We start from the raw sequence: 20,629 nt of genomic DNA on the forward strand, positions 1-20,629 counted from the left end.
GTTACTTATGACAGTCATAAGTATTCGTAAAGCGGCTGACGGCGGGAACGTCATACGTCCTGTCGAAAACCAAGACGAGATTCTTCGTGGTTATATCGCACAAAATTATCGAGACATTGAACGTCAGGTGAAGGAACGTGAACGCCTTAAAGCTGAACCTAAGAAGGGTTTCTGGAATAGTTTGCTCGGGCGTTTAGGCTCGCGTTCTTCTTCATAAGCTGAAAGTGCTGAGGGAGAAAATTGACGACCGTTTTTTATCGTGGTGAGCGCCGCGACGTTAAGTCGTTTACTCCCGAGGAGCGCAAAGATTTTTTGCAGCGTAACCAACGTGAGATTAATGAAGCCAAAGAAGCCATTGCAGGTATGAAGGCTCGTATTGCCGAGTTAGAGCGCATTCAGGCGATGAACCCAATACGCCGCTGGTTCTATCAGAAGTTCCATATTTAGCGGAATCCCGAATACGTAGACCCGCACGATTGCCCGCTCAAGGACGCATCGTGCGGGTATTTTTATGCGCATAGATTCAGTCAGCAAACTCGCATCTTGGCTCGCTAAACCATAGCCTGAACACCCACACATCGGATAAGGTTCGCCAGGGCGTGTGATTAAACACGTGTAACCTCAGTTGAAAAGTTCGGCAAGGCGAACTATTGTTAAATTACCCTGTTTCGCACCGGTTTATCGAGGAAGATCGACACCTAGGTACGAAGCCTCAATGAGTCGGAGGCGATCCCTACAGGTCAGCAGGGTAATGCATCCGCAGCATAAGAAAGCGAAATCATGACAACCGTATTCACTGCGCACCGTCACGGTGCGAACGCTAACACTGTAAGTACCGCACATCCGCGCCGTTTTCTCATGCTGGGGATAGCCCTGGCCAGTATCCTTGTGCTTCTGCTCAGCGCCTGCACTTCGGCGGGGAAGCAAGAAGAAAAGAAGACTGTGCTCACCACCTTCACCGTGCTGGCGGACATCGCTAAAAACGTTGCGGGTGATCACCTGAATGTCGAATCGCTGACCAAACCCGGCACCGAGATTCACGAGTATGAACCTACTCCCAGCGATATTAAGAAGGCGCATGATGCTGATTTGGTGCTCGACAACGGGCTGAACCTGGAAAGCTGGTTTACCAAGTTTGTGCAGGATTCTAACGCCCCGCACGCCACCGTGAGCGAGGGGGTACAGCCGATCAATATTGCCGAGGACGCTTATGCCGGCAAACCCAATCCACATTCGTGGATGAGCCCCAAGAACGTGCAGATTTACGTGGACAATATGGTGCGCGAATTCAGTAAGCTTGACCCCGCCCATGCCGATGATTACCGCACCAATGGGGAAAACTATAAGAAACAGCTGCAGCAGGTTCAGGATGAGCTGGTGCGCGATGTTAGCGTTCTGCCTGAGAATCAGCGGGCGCTCGTAACCTGCGAAGGTGCTTTCTCATACTTGGCGGCGGATGCCGGTCTCAAGGAAAAATACATTTGGGCGGTGAACTCTGAACAGCAGGCAACCCCCTCGCAGCTAAGCTCGACCATTGATTTTGTGCGCGAGAACCAGGTGCCCGCCGTATTCTGTGAGTCTACCGTTTCGGATGATCCCATGCGTCAGGTCGTGGATGCAACCGGCGCCAAATTCGGCGGCGTGCTTTATGTCGATTCCCTCTCTGAGGCGAATGGTCCAGTCCCTACCTATCTTGATATGATTCGTCACGATGCGCGCACCATTGTCGCGGGGCTGACGGGCAAGCAATCTTAGCCGGTCGGCGGCGGGAGAGTAGGCCGCCGCATACTGCGCCCCCCCGCCGGTTCGTGGTGAGGGGCGCATCCCACCGTCACGGATGACGAGCGGGGCTCAGAAGAAGTACGCGAACGAAATTTTGTCGGATACAAAACCTATGGAAACACTGCTGAAAGTCGAAAATTTGGGCGTCCATTATGGAACCGTGCGCGCCCTGTACGAGACTACTTTCGAGCTTGGTACCGGGAGTATATGCGGACTGATCGGCATGAACGGTTCGGGAAAATCGACCCTCTTCAAAGCCATCATGGGCGTTATCCCCGCGCATACCGGAACCGTGGAGATCGCGGGCAAAGAACCATACCTTGCGCGTAAAAACGGCATTGTCAGCTATGTGCCGCAGAGCGAAGAAATAGACTGGAGCTTTCCCGTCTCGGTGCGTGAGGTTGTGGCGATGGGGCGGTACCGCGGGCTGGGCATCACCCGTCGGCTGCGTGCCACCGATAAGCAGGCGGTCGAGCACGCCCTAGAGCGCGTAGAGCTGACCGAGCTTGCGCATCGTCAAATCGGGGCACTCTCGGGCGGGCAGCGCAAGCGGGCATTCGTGGCGCGGGCGATAGCGCAGGGTGCACGGCTTCTATTACTTGATGAGCCCTTCGCCGGAGTGGATAAAAGGTCAGAATCCATGCTCATTCAGGTGTTGAAACAAATGCGCAGCGAGGGTGCCACCGTGCTGGTTTCAACCCATGATTTGGCGTCCTTACGCGCTTTTGCCGATGATGCTCTGCTGCTGCGTCAAACGATTTTGATGCACGACACCCCGCAGGCGGTGTTAGCCCCCGAAAATTTGGTGCAGGCGTTTGGTATGCAGGTTCAGGCGGGCGCCGATAGCGGCGCATCCGACGAGCAGACCCGGCATGAGAAGGGAGAATAGCATGAGCATTCTGGATTACCTGGTGGAACCGTTCACCCTTCCCTTCATGACGCGCGCCATGGTCGTTACCGTGATTGCCGCCGTGGTCTGCGCGCTGCTTTCCTGCTGGCTCGTGATGCTCGGCTGGTCACTCATGGGCGATGCGATCTCGCACGCGGTACTGCCCGGCGTGGTGCTCGCCTATATTGCGGGAGTCCCCTTTGCCGTAGGGGCTGTGATCGCCGCACTCGTGGCCGTCACCCTAATCGGCGCGGTACAGCGCAGCGGGCGCGTGCGTGAGGACGCCGCTATCGGCATTGTCTTCACAACTCTTTTTGCGCTCGGGCTCGTACTGGTTTCAGTGACACCCTCAAGCACCGACCTGAACCATATTCTTTTCGGGAACGTGCTGGGCGTATCCTGGCCGGATGTCTGGCAGGTAGCTATTCTCGCCGTCATCGTGGCGGGTGTCCTGCTTATTAAACGCCGCGATTTTATTCTGTACGCCTTCGACCGCGGGTTCGCGCACGCTATCGGGCTGCGCCCCAGGGCTCTTGGCGCGCTGCTTCTGGTGATGCTGGCGCTCACGAGCGTGGTGGCGCTGCAGATCGTGGGAGTTGTGCTCGTAGTCGCCATGCTTGTGATTCCTGGATCGACCGCGCGTCTGCTCACCGACCGTTTCACGCCAATGCTCGCGGTATCGGTCGGAGTGTCGATGCTGGGCACACTCGTGGGGCTTTATAGCAGCTACCACCTGGATATTTCCCCCGGCGGTGCCGTGGTCGTTACCCAGGGCATTATTTTCTTGACCGTGTATATATTCGCCCCGCGCTACGGAATTCTGGGACGGATGCGCGCGGCACGCCGCCCGGCAGAACAGGCAGAAGCCTAGGTTTGCGGCAGATTCGCGCGGGATCATGAGTTCACCCGGCGGTCAAGGCTCTCCCGGGCGCAAGCCGCCACCCACTGACCCTTATAAGGCATCCGACACCCGAGCCCCAAGGCAAAATTACCGAGGCAAAGCTATGACGAGCGAGAGACGAAAAGCCCAGCCGCTGCGGCGGTTCCTAAGGGTATAGCGCTCGAATTCGGGTTTTGAGCGGCAGGAGCATCAGAATGATTGGCGTGCGCGAGAACCCGCACATTAACCGCCTCCGAAAAGGGGGCGCCCTCTTCAAGAAGTAAACGCGCGCCGGGAACAAAACCGTGATCCTGCAGATAGCGCAGCAGCTTCGGGTCGGAATCGGTGATCCGCTCCAAAATTACGCGCTCGCCGGGCTCGCACTGGGTAAGCGGAACGGTCTGCGGGAATGAGATACGCCCGGACGCATCCGGAATAGGGTCGCCGTGCGGATCGCGCGTAGGATGGTCCAGAATCGCATCGATACGCTCAATCATGAAATCAGATACCGCATGTTCGAGCACCTCGGCTTCGTCATGCACACGGTCCCAGGTGTAACCCAGAGTTTCCACTAGGAAAGTTTCGATCAGGCGGTGGCGGCGGATCATGGCGACCGCATAGGTGCGCCCCAGCGGGGTGAGTTCGATGGCGCCGTAGCGCTGATGATCGATCAGATCGGCCGCCGCAAGTCGTTTGAGCCCGTCTGAGACCGAGGAAACCCGCAGCCCCATACGTTCGGCTAGAGCGGATGCGGTCGCGGGAGCTTCCGTCCACTCTTCAAGTGACCAGATGGCTTTGAGGTAGTTCTGGGTGCTCACAGATAGTTCTGACAGGGGCATAAGGATAAGTTTACCGAAGTTCGGGTTCGGGTGTGCCTTTTCTGACTGCGAGCAGATAGTATTTCGACGAAAAGATAACGAATTGCTATCTGCTCGCGCGTGGGTAGTCTCGGTTAGGATGGGGTCATGAGCGTTCTTCTGTACGACCCCGATTGCGGTTTCTGCACCGCGAGCGCGAATCTGCTGCGTCGCCTCGAACCGAGGGCGCGTATTTTGCCTGGAACGCCTAAAAATCTTGTGCAGTACCGCGTGGATGCGCGCCGTTTCGCCCACGCCTTGCCGTTCATTAACGATGCTGGGCAGATCATCTACGGTTCGGATGCGATCGCTCTGACCCTGCGCACGTTCTCGGATGCGACGCTGCGTGGCAAGTTCCTGCGTGCCGCCGGGGTTCTCCTGTTGAACCCGCCGATGCGGCCCGTCGCGCACCGAGCGTACCGTTTGGTGGCGGGGCATCGGGCACAGATTTCTCGCCTTACCTCTCGCTTGGGGTATACTTCTTCGTGCGTATGGAAACCTGCCTTTGACCTGTAGCCATATGATTTCTTGATTTTTTATATGCAACTGCTAGATTTTTTGCAATTTCCTGATATTCATTTAGTAGATACTTGGGTGGGTTATTTGCATAGTTATCAATTATTAAAGTAGCGTATCTATATTGTAGTTCATTTTCTCCATTGCTCATGTGGTCTAACGCCCATTGCATCTGGTTGCAAAACTCGGTGTTTGCAGCTTCCTTGGAGCGATTTTTGTTTGTATTCCAAGCAATTGCACTAGCAACTGATCCTACTAGAATTGCAGATAAAGCGTTTATAATAGGGCCATTCCAGTCAATCCCTGTAATTTTATCTGTAAGGGGCGGAGCTAGGACAGAGATAAATTTAATAATGAATGATGTAATGACTGTAAATCCAATAAATACCATGGATATTGGCACGCCTAATATAACTATGGCAAATATAAAAGTGATAAAGTTTGTAAACCACCCTTTTATATTTTCTCCTGTTATCTCACGGCGATTCTTTGTAGATTGTGTTTTCAAGATTGCTCCTATCTATAATTGAAATCATAACTAATTTAGAGGTTATCATACATTGGTCTGGGCGTGAAGGTTTTACTAAATCTATACTAAATAAAGATACTTCCAACAGTGAGCCGAACACGGTAAACTGAGATAACTAATGATGAGGGAAGGGAACGTGCTATGAGTACTCACACTGCTGAAGGACTATATAACTCCGTCATGCGCAATGGAAAACCTGCACGTTTACGTTCTGATTATAAGAAGGTCGTAGATACCGAAGTTGGTGAGCTACGGCGAAGCATTTCTCAGCAGGTCAAAGAACGTCAGCAAAGCAAGTTTCAAGATTCTCCACAGCCTTGGTGGACAACGGTGGTGAATCCGATTCGTAATATTTTTAATCGGTAGATTATCAATATTGAGGTTTATACCTGCATAACGTAGTGAGGTCATCCAGATAATCTGGATGACCTCATCGTTTTATTTTGTCGGGCTGGCAGAATCCAACCGGTTGAGCAGGTCGAGTACCGCCGGGCGTGCCGCCTGCTCTTCGTGCCAGAGCGAGCGCATGAGCGTGCGGCTGACCGCCTGGGTGGTAATGCCGAGCGCCTGTGCAACTGCCCGCTGTTGCCCGCGGACCCCGGGAACCAGCAGATCGACGACCCGCCATTCGGCCTCGGTACGGTCGGAACATACCCGATACAGCAGGCGTGTGAGCCCCGAAGCCATGTCTGCGACTGCGCGATTGTGTGCCGATACCGCAATACCGCGGGCGGGGGCGCCGGTGCGTGCCGCCTCCACGGCGAGCCGTGAGAATTCGAGGGCGTCGCCGGTGCAGTCGTTCGTGCTGACCGTTCCCAGTGCCCCGGCGAATCGGGGAATGCGCAGCTCGCCAACTCCGATGCCAACCCAGAATCCCTGCTCGCGCGAAGCATATAGGGCCGCCTGCAGGGCGTCTGCGGAACTCTCGAAAGCACCCTGAATTTCGTCCGGATAGGTTTGTGCGAATTCAACTCGGGGGTTGAGCTTGGAGAGCTTGTCGAGAAGCGCAGGCAATGAAACCTGGGGGGAACGTTGGATGAAGGTTAACACGAACACCCCTCCATTATGCCTGAGCGCCTCAGGTTTTGATAGGGTTTCGCAGCACGGGTTGCCATGGGCAAGCACGCCCGGGCGATGCTGTTTCTCACAATCGCGCCGGATTTGGCACCGATGACCGGGCGCGCCGCATAAAACTGTCTAATATGCCTTGTCAGCACTCGAATGCGGGTGATCCCCAGGCGGCGGCGGAGCGTACCAAACCCAGGTATCCGCCCAACGCCAAGAGTTCGGGGATGCTCTGCGGCACGAACCGGTGCAGGCTGTCGGATGCGACCAGCACGGAACACCACTGCCCGCGTGAGAGCGCCACGTTCAGGCGGTTAGGGGAGAGCAGAAATTCTGCGCCTCGCCCCGATATTCCGGCATTTGAGGAGGCCATTGACACGATCGTCACCGGCGCCTGCTGACCCTGAAACTTATCAACGGTCCCTACGCGCACGCCGTGACCGTCCGCATCCAGAAGCCCGGCGTGGCGCAGATGCTCCGCAATCGTATCGACCTGTGCGTTATAGGCGGCGACCACCACAATATCTTCGCCGGTGAGCTCGCGTGCAGGCTGATTCGCCCCGGGAGTCCATAAAGCACCCACGAACTCGCCCGCTAGGCGCGCGACGGCTGCCGCCTCTACTTCGGAACGTACGGTGCAGTGCTCGTGGTGAACGCCGTACATGTAAAGCCCGGGTTCGGCGGGCAGAACGGATTCTTCCCGTGCAGGAACCTTGAGGATGCGCTCGCTCGCCGCCGCTGCCGAGTGCAGCTTCCCGCCATAGGATAGTGTGGAAACCGGTGCGCACAGCTGCGGGTGCATACGCCAGGTGACTTGCAGAAAATAACCGAATGCAGCGGGCAGTACCGATTGCCCGCCGGACAGCCAACCCAGCGCCGAGGTATCCAGCGGGTACGGATGCTCACCCACCGCCACCTGCGGCAGCTGCTGCGGATCGCCCAGCAGAAGCAGATTCCGCGCGGCTCTTCCAACTGCTAGGGTGTTGGCGAGCGAGAACTGCCCGGCTTCGTCAATAACGAGCAGGTCGAGCGAGCCCTCAGGAATCCGGTTCGGGTTCGCAAAATCCCAGGCGGTCCCGCCAAAAAGAACGCCGGGCGAAGTTCCGGTGCCGGATTTTTCGCCGCCAGACCCGCCGGATTTGTCTAATAAAGCGGTCAGATCTTTATCACTGACCTCAACCCAGGGGTAATTGGGGAGCTGAGATTTGCCCTTGGCGCGCATCACCCACTCGGCGGGAAACAGGTTACGTTCCAGGCACGCGGTCAGCATATTTTCCACGACGGCGTGAGACTGCGCCACCACGCCCACTTTTGCGCCCGCCGCAACCAACCTGGCGATCACCTGCGATCCCAAGAAAGTCTTACCTGACCCGGGCGGACCTTGAACCGCCACATAGGAACGGTCAAGGTCACGAACCGCCGCGAGTACCGCCTCAACAGTGGGCAGCTCGGCGTGAGAAAACTCCGTCTCTTGGGGCAGGCTCTCGCGGGTTTTGAGCCGCGGCGGGCGGCGTTCGATAAGGTCAAGCGTCCCGGTCGCGGCAATGTTGGGGATCGAGTCTTCAGCCTCGACCGCTACGTGCATAAGCGCCGCCTCTAGCTGCTTCGTTGTCACGGGTGCGCCCGGGGTGAGCCCCAGCGGGAAAGCCGCATGTTCTTCATCGTTCACGCGGATGCGCTCGGCAACTACCATCACAACACGCTGCCCGCCACCTGTCGCCAAAGTAGCGCCCTCTGCGGGTTCGCCCGGTTCCTTATACGGTTCGAGAGACATAATTTTTGCCCCGAAAAACCCGAGTCTATGCAGTGTGTCTGGTACGCGAGCCTGCGGGTTAGTCGCGCGAAACGCCTCCACCTGGGAATCGATGCTTTCGTATGCCTTCGCAGGCGCATCGTCGGCACTATAAAGCAGATAATGCCCGGTATCGTCGGCCTTGAGAGTGTGCGAATCCGCCAGGGTGGCGACCGCACGCAGAGTACGCATTTTCGCCCCGCGCACGCGCTCCCAATCGGTTGCGGTCTCAACATTCTCGAAAATCACGCAATTGCGCGTATTCGCCCAATTCTCGTAGGGCTCGTGCAGGCGGCGCAGATGATCCCGCCAAAATGGTGCCTTTTCGCGGCGATAGAAATCGACTCCGGAGAGGAGCATCGCCAACCGGGTATTTTCGGCAGATAGCCCCCGATTTTTATGGTTTTGCTTTTCGAGCTCGGCAAGGCGTTCCCGCAGGCGCTCAAGCTGAGCATACTCTTCATCGTCGTCGGCAGGGGCGGCAGGACGCACCCGGTACGGATGCTGTGCCTTCGCGGGAATGCCCTCAAACGTCGATTCCGCCGCGGAGTCACCGGAATCCGCCCAGGATTCTTCGTCTGAATCATCGCTGCTATGAGGGACGAGCTCGGGTTCGTCAAGCGTTTCGGATGCGCCAGCTTCGGCCTCCGCACGTGCCGCACACGCTGGGCAGTCACCGCAGCTCAGCAGATCGGGAATATCGGCGAGTGCCATACCCGCTCGCCATGATGCGCGCAAAAATTCGTAGCGTTCCGTGAGGGTTTCCAGCACCGGGATCAGCCGCGCGAGCGGGTAGCGTTCCGTGCCCTGCGCGGTGCGTATTTCCACCTCGTCAGCCGCCGAATTCCCCGTACCCGCGCCGCATGAAGCCTGTGCCGCCTCCAGGAGTGCCACGACTTCTGGGTTTAACTGGGGCGCGCCGCTATCACTACGCACGACATGAGAGAGCTCGCTCGCGGTGGTGTCGTGTTCGTTCTCCCGGGTGCCTGCCGTATGCCGCGAAAAATCGGCGTAGAGCGCCGTCTCGCAGTGGTGAACACGCAAAAGCTCCGTAACGGCGACTCTCGGCAGATCGTCGGGCACGGATGCGGCAGAGGGTGAAGACACGAAACTATCCTTCGGAACGGGGTGAGTGAATATGCGCGGATAACCGCAAAAGTGCTTGTGATGCGTGGCTGCTGTATGCCCTCGGATATACTCGGCAGTCAGATAAATATACAATACTTTGCATATTCGTGCTCTACTGCGAGCTGGGAACCTCGGCTGGATTTTGACCCACTGCCTGGGAGGGCGCATCCTCCTGCGGCGCGCTGCCACCGGCGGGCGAAGCGGAAGACGAACCATCCGGGGCCTGCGAGGCATTCGGGGCGGAACCCGAACCTGTAGCATCGGGAGCCGAGGATGAGCCCGGTACCTGTGAGCCCGAAGGTGCGGGCGTTCCCGTGGGGTTCGCGGGCGGTTCGGTACGTGCCGCCACGATCGCCGCGGCGCTATCGACCGTATCCTTCGCGCCGGGCAGAGCCTCCGCACCGCCGACGTCGTTGAGCAGACTCACGAAAATCAGGCGTGTGCCGTCTGGGCGGGTCGCATACCCCGATAACGAAATGGCCGTGAACAGCGTGCCGGTCTTTGCCGCCACATGCCCGCGCGCATACTTATTCGCTTCTCCGCTAAAACGATCCTTGAGCGTACCCGAAACACCCGCAACCGGGAATCTGCGCTCAAGCTCGTCATGCTTCGGATGCGCCGCTAACGCCCCCAAGGTTTGCGCCAGGGTGCGTGCCGTCACCCGGTTCTGCAGGGACATACCGCTCACATCCGCCTGCACCAACCCGGTAACCGAAATCTTCGCCTCCTGCAGTTTTTCGCGCACAAGTTTCTGTGCCTCGGATGCGCTGCCTTCACGCCCCGCAGCGATCGCCATATTGCGCCCCAGCACCTCGGCGAGCACATTATCGGACTCTAGCATCATCACAAAGGCCTGATCGAGCGCGGATGCCGACTGAATCTGGGCGATCTGCTCGGCATCGGCCTCACGGGGGCGGCGGTCGGCAACCGTAAATACGTACCCTGCTTTGACCTCTGCATGCTCTTCACTCGCCTTATTGAGCACCTTCACGAACGCTTCTAGGGCGGCGATTCCGGCGTCTTGCGGGCGTGCCGGTTTGTCGGGGGTGGACTGCCCGGGTACGGTGTGCGAGGCCAGTGCGATCGGGTTAATCGGGGTGATCTGCCCGGATTCGAGGTCGCCGGGCTCCCAGCCGGGGTTAGTCGCGGAACCCGTGTAGATCGTGGTGTCGAGGTAGACGGGGAAGGTGCCGTGCGCGACCTTGCGTTCGTTCATCTGCTGCACGGTATCCGCAGCGAGCGTGCTCAGCCCGGCGCGCATCGTCGGTGAATCCGCGGTGGCCGGTTCCGTGGCTCCTTCCACGAGCAGAGTATCGCCGCCTGCCACCAGAAACAGCCCATTTTTACCCTGCGCCACCGAGGTTGTGAAAGTGCGTTCCGGGGCGGTCTGCACGAGCGCAAAATAGGTCAGAATCTTCATGTTCGAGGCGGGCAGGCGCGGGGTATCCGGGGCATCCGCGTAGAGCTCGCGCGTGCCGTCGAGGGCGGTCACGAGCATGGAATGGGCGGGGTAGGTGCGCTCCTGAAAGAGCTTATCAATCCGGGCTTTCAGGTCTTGAAGCTGCTGGGCATCCAGTACCGGAGTGGGGGTCGGCGTGGGTGTGACCGACGGGGTTATGGATGCGGTACCGCTCTGCGACTGCCCGCCGCTTGGGTTTGAGCATGCGGCAAGGAATAGCGTGGGTGCTGCACCGAGCAGGGCGCGGCGAGTGAACGGGGTGTTTATCGGTTGGGGTGAACGCATCTTAAGAGCATAACGAATTCCGCCGCGAAATACCGAGCCGGTTACACGCATCGCGAGGACTGCACGCTACCAGCCCGCCTGGAATAGCGCGGTGATGTTCACGGCAACGTATCGAAAGCACGATTTTTGTGGCATTGAATGGGTGTTGTGCACGCGTTCAGGGGGTACAATGGGGGAGTTGTTCGCCGCCTTGATGCGCGGTGCAGAGGCTTACATTCATAGAAAGAGGTTCCCATGGAACTCGACGTCACGATTGAAATCCCCCGCGGCTCCCGTGTGAAGTACGAGATAGACCACGAAACCGGTCGTCTGTATCTAGATCGCGTGCTGTTCACCTCAATGCAGTACCCCACCGCATACGGCTACTTTGAGAACACACTCGGCGAGGATGGCGATCCGCTGGACGCCATGTTGGTTCTAGACGTTGATATTGTTCCCGGGGTGATCGTAGAGGCTCGCCCGGTTGCCGTCTTTAACATGACCGACGAGGCTGGGGGCGATGCGAAGGTGCTGTGCGTGCCCACCGATAAGCGCTACGATCACATCAAGTCGCTGGCGGATGTGCCCGAGCAGCTCAAGGCCGAGATTCAGCACTTCTTCGAGCGCTACAAGGATCTGGAACCCGGCAAATGGGTGAAGGGCGAAGGCTGGGACGACATCGCCGCGGCAGAGAAGATGGTTCAGGAGGCGATCGACCGCTTCGCCGCTGAAGGTCACTAGGCCTTACTCGCGTTCCTGTTAACATCGGGAGCGGTTTCTTCATTCGGGAGCACTTTATTTGCTCCCGCATGAAGAAACCGCTCCCGTTTGTATTAGGGGGGGCAAGAGCGGTTCTTGTGGTTGCTATTATGGAGCCGCAGTTTTCCCGAGGAGCTTTATTAAAAATTAATTTTATTGTCGTTGCACTGCGCTACGTGAACGTATAGTGTGGGAAATAATACGCTGTTCATTAAATCTTTTATATGCATGCAGAGACGGATAATTAGCCCATAATCTGGGTATCCGCACGCGATATAGCATTATGTATTTCTTAATTAAGAGTTTGTTGTGCACCAGGAAATTTGCAGCATATGACGTCCTTGAAATGGATATGTCGTGGTGAGGAGTATAAATGAAAGGCTTGGTATGTGATTGTCGAAATGCCATTCGTTTAACTGCCACAGCAGGGGTTTCTGCGATTTTCGCGGGTGCTGATGTTGCTGCGTGGTCTACTGCTCCGAACGTAATGCGCAAGGTTCTTGATATCAAAAATGTAAGCAATACGTCGTATGGCACTATCGGCAAAACTAGGCCCGTTGTCGCCCTGCGAACGCGCGCTTCAGCCCTAGTCGGGACAATAACGGAATATATTAAAGCCATTGGGTTGAGCCGAAAAACGAATTGGCTTGGGAATAGTGTGTCTGGTACAGGGAACACTATCCGTCAGAGGACCTTGTCAATGAGGGCGGTGAATGCGCCGCAAATCCTTGGGAAGCAATACTCACCCTTGAGGGAGTTACCTCAGCCTGTCTTCCAGAGGCTATCTTCGCAACTTTATATGGCATCGCTCGTCTGGGGCAGCGTGTCTATGTTGCGTGGAGGGCGCACGAAGGAGCGTCAGTATACGCCGGATCATCCAGAGTATGTAGCGCTGACGAGTGCACTGAAGGGTGGTTACTTCAGTGGTTTTTTCGAATCGTTCTGTGTCTTTTTCGTGATTCTCGGTGCTCGGGCTGTTGCGCCAGCTTCAAAGCTTTCTGCGCTGTCTCTTCCGCGGCTGCAGATCGCTGGTATCGTATGGATTTCCTACCTCATCTTCCCGCTAGTACTCACGTTAGCTCAGCGTCCGTTGGTTGTGCGTGCGCAGCATCCCTCTCCGGGAGGACTGCTATTTGCTGCATGCGATATCTTAGCGCCGCCCCTGGTGTATCTGGCGGTAACACTAGGGATGTTTCAGGAGGTAGGCAAGGCGGCAACAGTAGGTTCCTGTGCCTTAGTTTTCTATCTGATTTACGCGGCGTGGCTTAAGCCCTGGAAGCCTGGTTTAACGCGTACCCAAGTGCGTCACAAAATTCAAGAGACTAAACGGATGACCCGCGAACTGGTGGGCGATATCGCGCAGGAGTACGCCGGGATGATGCAGGAGCGTGCTGAGGTTATGCAGAAGTACGCTGATGTTGATGACCCAGCTATTAAGAACCTATTTCTGCCGACTAATCGCTACCGTATACCCCTCGATTATGAAAAACGAGGAGCGCTTCCGTATACGCGGTGAAAATACTCCAAAACGTTGAGAATGCGGGAAGGGATACGTATATGAAGAGTAGTCAGTATACGCCGGATCACCCAGAGTATGTACCGCTGAGCGCTGCGTTGATGGGTAGTTTTATATGGCGTCTGCTCGAAGTATTTTGCGTATTTCTGCTGATTCTTGGTGCTGGGGCTGTTGTCTCCGCCTTAGGGTTCTCTGCTTTGTCTCTCTCAGGGGATCAGGCGACTAAGATCGTGCTGATTTCTTACCTCATCTTCCCGCTAATACTCACATTGGTGCAGCGTCCGTTAGTGGTGCGTGCACAGCACCCCTCTCCAGGAGGGAGGCTGTTTGCTGCATACGAAATCTTAGTGCCTCCACCGGTGTACTTGGTTGTGGCACTGGTAGTAACTCAAGATATAGGTAAGGCAGTAATGGTGGGGGTCTGTGCTTTAGTTTTCTATCTGGCCTACGCGGCACGGTTTAAGCCCTGGAAGCCTGGTTTCACTCGGACAGAGGTGCGCAGCAAGATTGAGCAGACCAAGCAGATGACTCGTGAGATGTTTGGTGAGGCTGCGCAGGAGCGTGCTGAGACGATGCAGAAGAGCGCTGAGGTTGATGACCCTGCGGTCAAGGATCTGTTCCTGCCAAGTAATCGTTATCGTATGCCTCTTGATCATGACGAGAGGCGTTCCTAGCTCGCTTCTTTCTTACGCTGCACCTGCTAGTGCATCTGCATGTTTCGGGAGCGGTTTCTTTATTTGGGAGCACCTTAAGTGTTCCCAAATAAAGAAACCACTCCCACTTGTGTATGAGTGTCTTCTCATCTAGAGAACCTCAAAATTTTTCCGAAAAATAGTTCGTATTTACTGTATTTTTAGTCTCCCTGCGGTGTAAAATTCTTAAAAACCGAACTATTATTCGTATTTTTGAGGGGGATGCGGCCATCATGCCGCACACACGATGGCTTTTCATGCAGAAGAGTTTGCTCAGAACTTCGGGCAGCGAGTGCGGCGCATCCGTAAGGAAGAACGGCTCACCCAGCTGGAACTTTCCTATATGGTGGGTGTAAGCGATAAAACGATTCGTGATATTGAACGTGGTAAGCCGGGACCATCTTTTGGGTCTGTGCTCAAAACCGCTGAAGTGCTGGGTATATACCTCGTTGTAGAAGGTGCAGATCATGCCTAATCCAGGACTCCTCAGAGCAGACATCTATAAAGCGGGACATCTAGCCGCGCGGCTCACACAGCACAGTTCGATACACTGTGCATATGAGCGAGAACAACACACAGAACCTGCTAAATGTTGAGCGCATCGCCAAAATCGTGGGCAGCCTGGCGCCCGCCGGGCCGCGCATGAAGCCCCAGGAGATGGCGGGCGTGGTCGCATCCTTGCGCAAAGCGGCGGAAGAATCCGTGGACCATGTGCACCGCATCACCGGGCTTGATGCGGCACAAGACCTGCGCGACTCCGAGGTTTTGGTGATCGATCGAAGTACCTGGGCGAAGGCGAACGCGCAGGCGTTCTCTATCATGCTCGTACCCTTCGTCAAGCCTGCATTCGAGAAGATCCAGCAGAAAAAACCGCATGCTGACCTGAATAAACTCCAAGAAGGGCTGGCCTTCGAGGTCGGTGCCGTGCTCTCGTTCCTCTCCACCAAAGTGCTTGGGCAATATGAACCCTATGCGGCGCTGGCAGGGTACGGGCAGCCGGGCGGTCGTCTGATGCTGATCGCACCGAATGTGGTCGCCGTTGAGCGTGAACTCAACGTTGAACCCGAAGATTTTCGCTTGTGGGTGTGCCTGCACGAGCAGACGCATCGGGTGCAGTTTGCCGCCGCGCCGTGGCTGCGCGACTATTTTCTCGCCAAGATTACGGAGCTGGGCGATAGCGCCGCCAGCACCTTCGACATCAAAGATGCGTTCCGTGCCGCAGCCCAGGCCCGCGCCGAAGAACCCGGGGAGGGGCGCGCGCATCCTGTGAAAGAAGCCACCGCGAAGGCACGCAAAATCGCGAGCGAGCTGACAGCCATTATGAGCCTGCTTGAGGGGCACGCAAACGTGGTGATGGATGCCGTGGACGCCCAGATTGTGCCGACCGTCAAGACGATTCGCCGCAGGTTCAACCGCCGCAGCTCAACCCAAAAGTTCCTCACAAAGCTCATTTACCGGCTGCTGGGCATGAACAAAAAGATGGCGCAGTACCGCGACGGGCAGAAGTTCGTTCAGCATATTGTGGATGCGGTTGGCATGGAACGCTTCAATGTCGTGTGGGAGCGGCCCGAGAACTTGCCGACCGAGCGGGAGATTCACAACCCGGACGCCTGGATCAAGCGTGTGCTGGACGAGGATGCTAAGGCGGCTGTGGCTGGTGGTAGGGATGAAGAGAATACCGCGTAATCCCAGAACGGGTTATATGACAAAACCGCGTGTTTCGTGACAATTTTTGTCACATAAAATGTCACGAAACACGGGGGTGTTTATATGGTATATATACCCGTAAATCCCCGGTATAAAGCGGGACTAATCGCTGTGAGTCTTATGTTTATGTGACAAAATTACGTGACAAAACTCTAGATTTACATGACATTTTGTCATGTAAAACCCTTTTACGTGACACTTTATGTGACAAAATGCCCTGTTATATGACAAAATTTGTCGTATAACATGTCACGTAACAAAATCCTGTCAACACTAGGGGAACACCAGAACTATGGAGTGGACTGCAGAACATATTACGACGGCCCTTAATGCTCTTCGCTCTCACGGTGGTGACAGCCCCTACCTCGAACTCAAAAAAGCCAGCGGCGGCATGCCTCAAAACTTAGGTCCAACTCTGTGCGCTTTCGCAAATATGCCTGACGGCGGAACCCTCATTCTCGGAGTCGATGAAAAAGACAATTTCGCCATTACGGAAATTGAAAAACCGGCACAACTTCAGGCAAGTATCGTATCGCTGGCTCGCAATAATATCTCCCCATCACCGTACATAGAGTTTTCTACCCCGGTTCTTAACGGCAAAACTGTTCTCGTCGCCGAGGTACAAGGATTACCCATCGGCGATAAACCAGCCCGCTACAAAGGCAAAGCATATTTGCGGCAGGCTGATGGAGATTACCCTATGAACGATGCCGAACTGCGGATGCTAGAAGTCGCCAAATTTCACGCTGACGAGCAGGTTTCTTATGATGAAGCCCCCGTACCCGGCACCAGCGCGCAGAATCTCGACCAATCGCTCACCCAGGAATATGTGGGAGCCATCCGCCAAACAAGCCGCCGTCTGCGTGAGAAAAGCGATACTGACATACTGCGCCAGACAAGCGTGACAACTGCATCCGGTGAACTTACCCTTGCTGGACTTTATGCGCTCGCGAGTTACCCGCAGGGTCCACGCCCGGCACTCGAGGCAACCGCAGCCGTCATCCTTCCGGCAGATGCTCCCGGGCGGCACCAAAACCTGCAAACATTTGATGGCCCCCTCCCCGAAATGCTCAGCGATATGCTCCGCTGGACGGAAGGGAACCTACCCACCACCGCCTACTACGGGGACGACGGCAACCTCAGGAACGTTCCCATCATTCCACTTGCTATCGCCCGAGAGATTATCGCTAATGCGCTTGTACACCGGAACTTGGGACCCTACACCTTGGGACTGGGCAAAAGCGTTCATGTGCGAATCCTGCCGGATCGCCTCGTGGTCGAAAGCCCTGGAGGCGTTATTGGATTGTCTGTCCGTCAACTGGAAAGCTCGGAGCATGCGCAGGTTGCAGTGAATCAGCGTCTCTACAACATTGTGCGTCATCTGCGCACACCCGACGGAGCTCAAGTTATCGAGGGCGAAGGCGGTGGAATCCGTGAGGTTCTTGAACTCGCGCACCCCTACCAGCTTCCCAAGCCGCAATTCATCAATACGGGTGTCAAATTCAAGGTTATTATTTTCTTTCCTAAAACATCGGTCAGCCATGTGATACCTGAAGTATCTCGGCGCTCGTATAGTGCCCCTCAAACGGTAACAGACCTTCCCCGACCCCACGAACCAGAACCTAGCGCTGTTTATCCAACACTAAAATCGCTGAAGAACGCCCAGGTGGTCATGGATGCTTTTGAAGGGCAAGACCGATCCGTCACCGAAATTTCGCGGTTCACCGGGTTAACGGCGCGACAGGTACGCTACGTCCTTCACGCACTTATGCGTGAAGGATACGTGGAAATGGACGCATCGGCGGGACCGCGGAATACGGTGTATCGTCTCATCACACCATAACTACCGTGAATCGCCCCAGGAGGGGGGGGATTCTTGCGGAATTGTCTGTAGACGGCATATACAACAGAGAAGGACAACACATGCAACATGGACGGCAGGGGCGGCTGCATCCGGCAGTGGGGACGGCTCGTCGGGAACTGGCGCGCGCGCTGACGAACCTGCTGGGTGAAGGCACCATCAAGGGGACCGGGCGTGCGCGGCGAGACTCGACCGTATCGCAGCAGGGCGCAGAAACCGAGAAACCCCTCGTGCTGGTTGCATGCAGTGGCGGGCCAGATTCGCTTGCGCTCGCCTGCATTGCTGCGCATTTTGCGCGTCGTTCCGATGTGCGTGTGGGCGCCGTCGTGGTCGATCACGGACTGCAAGCCGACTCCGCTGAGGTTGCCGCAGCCACCGTAGAAACCCTCACGAACCTGGGGCTATATCCCGTGCTCACGGAGCGCGTGCAGGTTCCGCAGGGCAGCATGGGTCCCGAAATGGCGGCGCGAACCGCCCGCTACGGCGCCTTTGAACGCATAGTGCAACATACCGGTGCACGGGCTGTTCTGCTGGGGCATACCCTTGACGATCAGGCGGAAACCGTGCTCCTGGGGCTTGGGCGCGGTTCGGGCACACGCTCCCTCGCAGGAATGCCGCCCGCGCGCATCGAAAATGGAGTCACCTACCTGCGACCCTTCCTCACGTTGCGCCGCGCCGATATGCTGAATATTTGCGAAGCCGAAGGTGCCACCCCCTGGAACGACCCCACCAACACCGACCAGACGCTCATGCGCGCTCGCATTCGGCACACCATCCTGCCGTTCCTGCAAAAGCATCTTGGTGGGGATGTGGCACTCTCTCTGGCGCGAACCGCCGCAGTCGCCGGGCCTGACGCCGAATATTTGGATGCGCTCGCTGCCACCGAGTACACCCGCCTGAAGCTGCCCGCTGGAGTTCATCTGCCGGACATTCCCGGGGCTGATACGGTGTCCGGCGACCACTCCACGGAGGCCGCCTCTGAGAAACCTACTCCCACAGTTATTACCCTGAACCGCGCGGAAACGGCGGCACTGCATCCTGCCCTCCGGATGCGCGTGCTCGCCCTGGCGACCCGCGCCGTGCAGGGGGAGAACCCCGGGTTTGAGCGGCTGCAGGCGCTTGACGAGTTCGTCGCCGAGCACGCCACTGCCGGGCCGGTGCAGCTGCCCGGGCATGTGAGCGTCTACCGCCGCCGCAGGGTGCACGATCCCCGCACCGATACACGCGTGGATGCACTGGTACTTATTTCCCAGCGGTAAGAGAAAACCTTCGACTTCATAATTCAGTTATTGTGTTGCAGCTCTCAAAGCGACTACAGTGCAGTGTTAAAATAGCAGGGTACTGAAAACCCTTGACTCTCGATATATCACAAGGATTTAGCGGCACGCGGAAGGAAAAACATGGGGCTTTTTTGGCAGCGATAAGAACCCGAGGGCAGAACTTGCCGTTCTCTTCGTGAAGGCAGACGAACCGATGGAAGCCGCCATCGATTGGGCTCGTTCCGTAGCGGACAAGGCGGGTCTTGACCCCGCGAAGGATGAGGTTCAGCTGATTCGCGAGTTGCGCCGCACAGAGCTGAATCTTGATCTGAAAACCGCAACCTACCTGGCCGAGCAGACGGCGAAGGCGGCGCGGTAGCGGTTTATTCGTGTTTACGGGAGCATTCTTCCAAAGCACCCCAGCAGACACCCGTGAAACGTAAGCCGCGCATCAGAATTTAAGTCATACTTAAAGCGGACCAAGAAAATATACCCGACCCGGCGAAACATTCGGGCGGGTTCGGCGTGAAGACGCCCCGGCAAGAAAGAAGAATCCGTGCAGGCTCAAGACGTGCAGGACGATCTGAAGAACGTACTCTTTACCAAGGAAGAGATTAATGCGAAAGTTGCCGAGCTGGCGGCGCGCATCGACGAAGATTACGAAGGCAAAGACGTGCTCCTCGTGGGGGTTCTCAAGGGCGCCATTATGGTGATGGCGGACCTGTCCCGCGCGCTCAAGGGGCATTACACGATGGACTGGATGGCGGTTTCTTCGTACGGATCCGGCACGAAATCCTCGGGTGTGGTTCGTATTCTCAAAGACCTTGATACCGACCTGACCGGTCGTAATGTGCTGATTGTTGAAGACATTATCGATTCCGGGCTGACTCTTGCGTGGCTGCAGCAGAACCTCAAATCGCGCGGCGCGGAATCTGTGGAAATCTGCACCCTGCTGCGTAAGCCGAAGGTCGTCAAGACCGACGTTCAGGTCAAATACGTGGGCTGGGATATCGAACCTGAGTTCGTGGTTGGTTACGGGCTCGATTTCGCTGAGAAGTACCGCAACCTCGACTGCGTGGCGACTCTGCACCCGTACGTATACTCCTAAAACCCGGTCGTGCGCAGCGTGCGCACAAGATTTTTTGGTGCCCGCGCATCCAGAATTTTTATCAGGATGCGCGGGCCCGCTTATGTCTGCACGCAGAGCTTCTCGAAACCGTGCGCTATCCCTAGCCAATCCGCAGCCAGGGGTAAAGGTTTCCCTTGACGAGCTGTAGAGCGAAATCTATGAATAATGTGATGATTATTGATGGTCATAAGGCTGTTATTCAATACGATCCAGAGACAGAGATGCTGCGCGGTGAATTTATTGGTTTGAATGGTGGAGCAGATTTTTATGCAGATAACGTTGCTGACCTGCACCGGGAAGGCACGGCAAGCCTGCAAACCTTTTTGGAAGTATGCAGGGAACAGAGTTGGGGATCGACCGCTTAGACATGCTTCTGTACGCCCGCACTGACTCCTTTTAGCCTTGAGGTGAAATGCCGCCGATGTGGGCGTAATCTGGCGGGGTTAGGGTACATTTAAAGTTGCATCTTTCTATCGTCACGGAGTGCTACGGCACGCTGCGGCGCGTACCCGGCGTGTAGCCGTCGTAAACGTAAGGAATTAAGC

General features: G+C 56.3%; 22 protein-coding genes. 17 read left to right on the plus strand and 5 right to left on the minus strand.

The genetic code is table 11. The features are described 5' to 3' along the window. Positions 1 to 7 precede the first annotated feature (7 nt). The 5 genes from HMPREF2609_RS01905 (at position 8) to HMPREF2609_RS01925 (ending at position 3,542) form a co-directional block, all read left to right on the plus strand. On the plus strand, positions 8 to 217 hold the full coding sequence (locus HMPREF2609_RS01905) for a hypothetical protein (protein ID WP_070534721.1): 210 nt from the start codon (positions 8 to 10) through the stop codon (positions 215 to 217). A gap of 23 nt (positions 218 to 240) precedes the next feature. Continuing rightward, positions 241 to 447, plus strand: a complete 207-nt coding sequence (locus HMPREF2609_RS01910) for a hypothetical protein (RefSeq protein ID WP_048755328.1) — start codon at positions 241 to 243, stop codon at positions 445 to 447. Between the two features lie 411 nt (positions 448 to 858). After that, positions 859 to 1,755: a metal ABC transporter substrate-binding protein gene (locus tag HMPREF2609_RS01915; protein WP_168162145.1), complete on the plus strand. Its 897-nt coding sequence runs from the start codon at positions 859 to 861 to the stop codon at positions 1,753 to 1,755. Between the two features lie 139 nt (positions 1,756 to 1,894). Next, positions 1,895 to 2,671, plus strand: coding sequence for a metal ABC transporter ATP-binding protein (locus HMPREF2609_RS01920; protein WP_048753283.1), 777 nt, complete (start codon positions 1,895 to 1,897; stop codon positions 2,669 to 2,671). 1 nt (position 2,672) lies between these two features. Further along, positions 2,673 to 3,542: a metal ABC transporter permease gene (locus HMPREF2609_RS01925; protein WP_070534725.1), complete on the plus strand. Its 870-nt coding sequence runs from the start codon at positions 2,673 to 2,675 to the stop codon at positions 3,540 to 3,542. Between the two features lie 131 nt (positions 3,543 to 3,673). Here HMPREF2609_RS01925 and HMPREF2609_RS01930 read toward each other — a convergent pair whose 3' ends face one another. After that, entirely contained in the window at positions 3,674 to 4,390 is a 717-nt protein-coding gene (locus HMPREF2609_RS01930) for a metal-dependent transcriptional regulator (protein WP_070534810.1), read from the minus strand. A gap of 126 nt (positions 4,391 to 4,516) precedes the next feature. On the opposite strand from HMPREF2609_RS01930, the gene HMPREF2609_RS10490 reads away from it, so the two are divergent. Continuing rightward, on the plus strand, positions 4,517 to 4,924 hold the full coding sequence (locus HMPREF2609_RS10490; protein WP_083296671.1) for a thiol-disulfide oxidoreductase DCC family protein: 408 nt from the start codon (positions 4,517 to 4,519) through the stop codon (positions 4,922 to 4,924). Here the strand turns inward: HMPREF2609_RS10490 and HMPREF2609_RS10750 are convergent. Then, positions 4,866 to 5,432, minus strand: coding sequence for a hypothetical protein (locus tag HMPREF2609_RS10750; protein ID WP_070534726.1), 567 nt, complete (start codon positions 5,430 to 5,432; stop codon positions 4,866 to 4,868). The genes HMPREF2609_RS10490 and HMPREF2609_RS10750 overlap by 59 nt on opposite strands. Positions 5,433 to 5,594: 162 nt before the next feature. Here HMPREF2609_RS10750 and HMPREF2609_RS01940 point away from each other — a divergent pair, with 162 nt between their 5' ends. Next, positions 5,595 to 5,819, plus strand: coding sequence for a hypothetical protein (locus tag HMPREF2609_RS01940; protein ID WP_048753294.1), 225 nt, complete (start codon positions 5,595 to 5,597; stop codon positions 5,817 to 5,819). 72 nt (positions 5,820 to 5,891) lie between these two features. Here the strand turns inward: HMPREF2609_RS01940 and HMPREF2609_RS01945 are convergent, their stop codons facing one another. The 3 genes from HMPREF2609_RS01945 to dacB all read right to left on the minus strand — a co-directional run bounded on the left by HMPREF2609_RS01945 (position 5,892) and on the right by dacB (position 11,182). After that, the gene (locus tag HMPREF2609_RS01945) at positions 5,892 to 6,509 is read right to left on the minus strand and encodes a recombinase RecJ (protein ID WP_070450618.1); all 618 of its coding nucleotides are present in this window, start codon (positions 6,507 to 6,509) and stop codon (positions 5,892 to 5,894) included. Positions 6,510 to 6,663: 154 nt separating this feature from the next. Beyond that, a complete protein-coding gene (locus HMPREF2609_RS01950) occupies positions 6,664 to 9,417 on the minus strand; it encodes a DEAD/DEAH box helicase (RefSeq protein ID WP_070534729.1) in 2,754 nt (917 codons plus the stop codon). Between the two features lie 133 nt (positions 9,418 to 9,550). Then, on the minus strand, positions 9,551 to 11,182 hold the full coding sequence (gene dacB, locus HMPREF2609_RS01955; RefSeq protein WP_246825533.1) for a D-alanyl-D-alanine carboxypeptidase/D-alanyl-D-alanine endopeptidase: 1,632 nt from the start codon (positions 11,180 to 11,182) through the stop codon (positions 9,551 to 9,553). Between the two features lie 234 nt (positions 11,183 to 11,416). On the opposite strand from dacB, the gene ppa reads away from it, so the two are divergent. From ppa to HMPREF2609_RS02005, 10 genes are all read left to right on the plus strand, one after another. Further along, positions 11,417 to 11,902: an inorganic diphosphatase gene (ppa, locus tag HMPREF2609_RS01960; protein WP_004005776.1), complete on the plus strand. Its 486-nt coding sequence runs from the start codon at positions 11,417 to 11,419 to the stop codon at positions 11,900 to 11,902. Between the two features lie 817 nt (positions 11,903 to 12,719). Beyond that, the gene (locus HMPREF2609_RS11070; RefSeq protein WP_239664769.1) at positions 12,720 to 13,436 is read left to right on the plus strand and encodes a hypothetical protein; all 717 of its coding nucleotides are present in this window, start codon (positions 12,720 to 12,722) and stop codon (positions 13,434 to 13,436) included. Between the two features lie 41 nt (positions 13,437 to 13,477). Continuing rightward, entirely contained in the window at positions 13,478 to 14,110 is a 633-nt protein-coding gene (locus HMPREF2609_RS01970; RefSeq protein WP_141745254.1) for a hypothetical protein, read from the plus strand. A 265-nt stretch (positions 14,111 to 14,375) separates the two neighbouring features. Continuing rightward, entirely contained in the window at positions 14,376 to 14,603 is a 228-nt protein-coding gene (locus HMPREF2609_RS01975; RefSeq protein WP_004005772.1) for a helix-turn-helix transcriptional regulator, read from the plus strand. Between the two features lie 83 nt (positions 14,604 to 14,686). After that, the gene (locus HMPREF2609_RS01980; RefSeq protein WP_070534738.1) at positions 14,687 to 15,814 is read left to right on the plus strand and encodes a zinc-dependent metalloprotease; all 1,128 of its coding nucleotides are present in this window, start codon (positions 14,687 to 14,689) and stop codon (positions 15,812 to 15,814) included. Between the two features lie 313 nt (positions 15,815 to 16,127). After that, on the plus strand, positions 16,128 to 17,678 hold the full coding sequence (locus HMPREF2609_RS01985) for an ATP-binding protein (RefSeq protein WP_070534739.1): 1,551 nt from the start codon (positions 16,128 to 16,130) through the stop codon (positions 17,676 to 17,678). Positions 17,679 to 17,758: 80 nt separating this feature from the next. After that, positions 17,759 to 18,955 (plus strand): tRNA lysidine(34) synthetase TilS, encoded by a 1,197-nt coding sequence (gene tilS / locus HMPREF2609_RS01990; protein ID WP_070534741.1) that lies wholly within the window; start codon positions 17,759 to 17,761, stop codon positions 18,953 to 18,955. A gap of 196 nt (positions 18,956 to 19,151) precedes the next feature. Beyond that, positions 19,152 to 19,334 (plus strand): hypothetical protein, encoded by a 183-nt coding sequence (locus HMPREF2609_RS01995; protein ID WP_070534742.1) that lies wholly within the window; start codon positions 19,152 to 19,154, stop codon positions 19,332 to 19,334. Between the two features lie 177 nt (positions 19,335 to 19,511). After that, positions 19,512 to 20,063, plus strand: coding sequence for a hypoxanthine phosphoribosyltransferase (gene hpt / locus HMPREF2609_RS02000; protein ID WP_070534744.1), 552 nt, complete (start codon positions 19,512 to 19,514; stop codon positions 20,061 to 20,063). 179 nt (positions 20,064 to 20,242) lie between these two features. Further along, entirely contained in the window at positions 20,243 to 20,449 is a 207-nt protein-coding gene (locus HMPREF2609_RS02005) for a type II toxin-antitoxin system HicB family antitoxin (protein WP_053088948.1), read from the plus strand. The last annotated feature ends 180 nt before the right edge of the window (positions 20,450 to 20,629 follow it).

The sequence above is a fragment of the Rothia sp. HMSC058E10 genome (assembly GCF_001809415.1).
GTDB lineage: Bacteria > Actinomycetota > Actinomycetes > Actinomycetales > Micrococcaceae > Rothia > Rothia dentocariosa.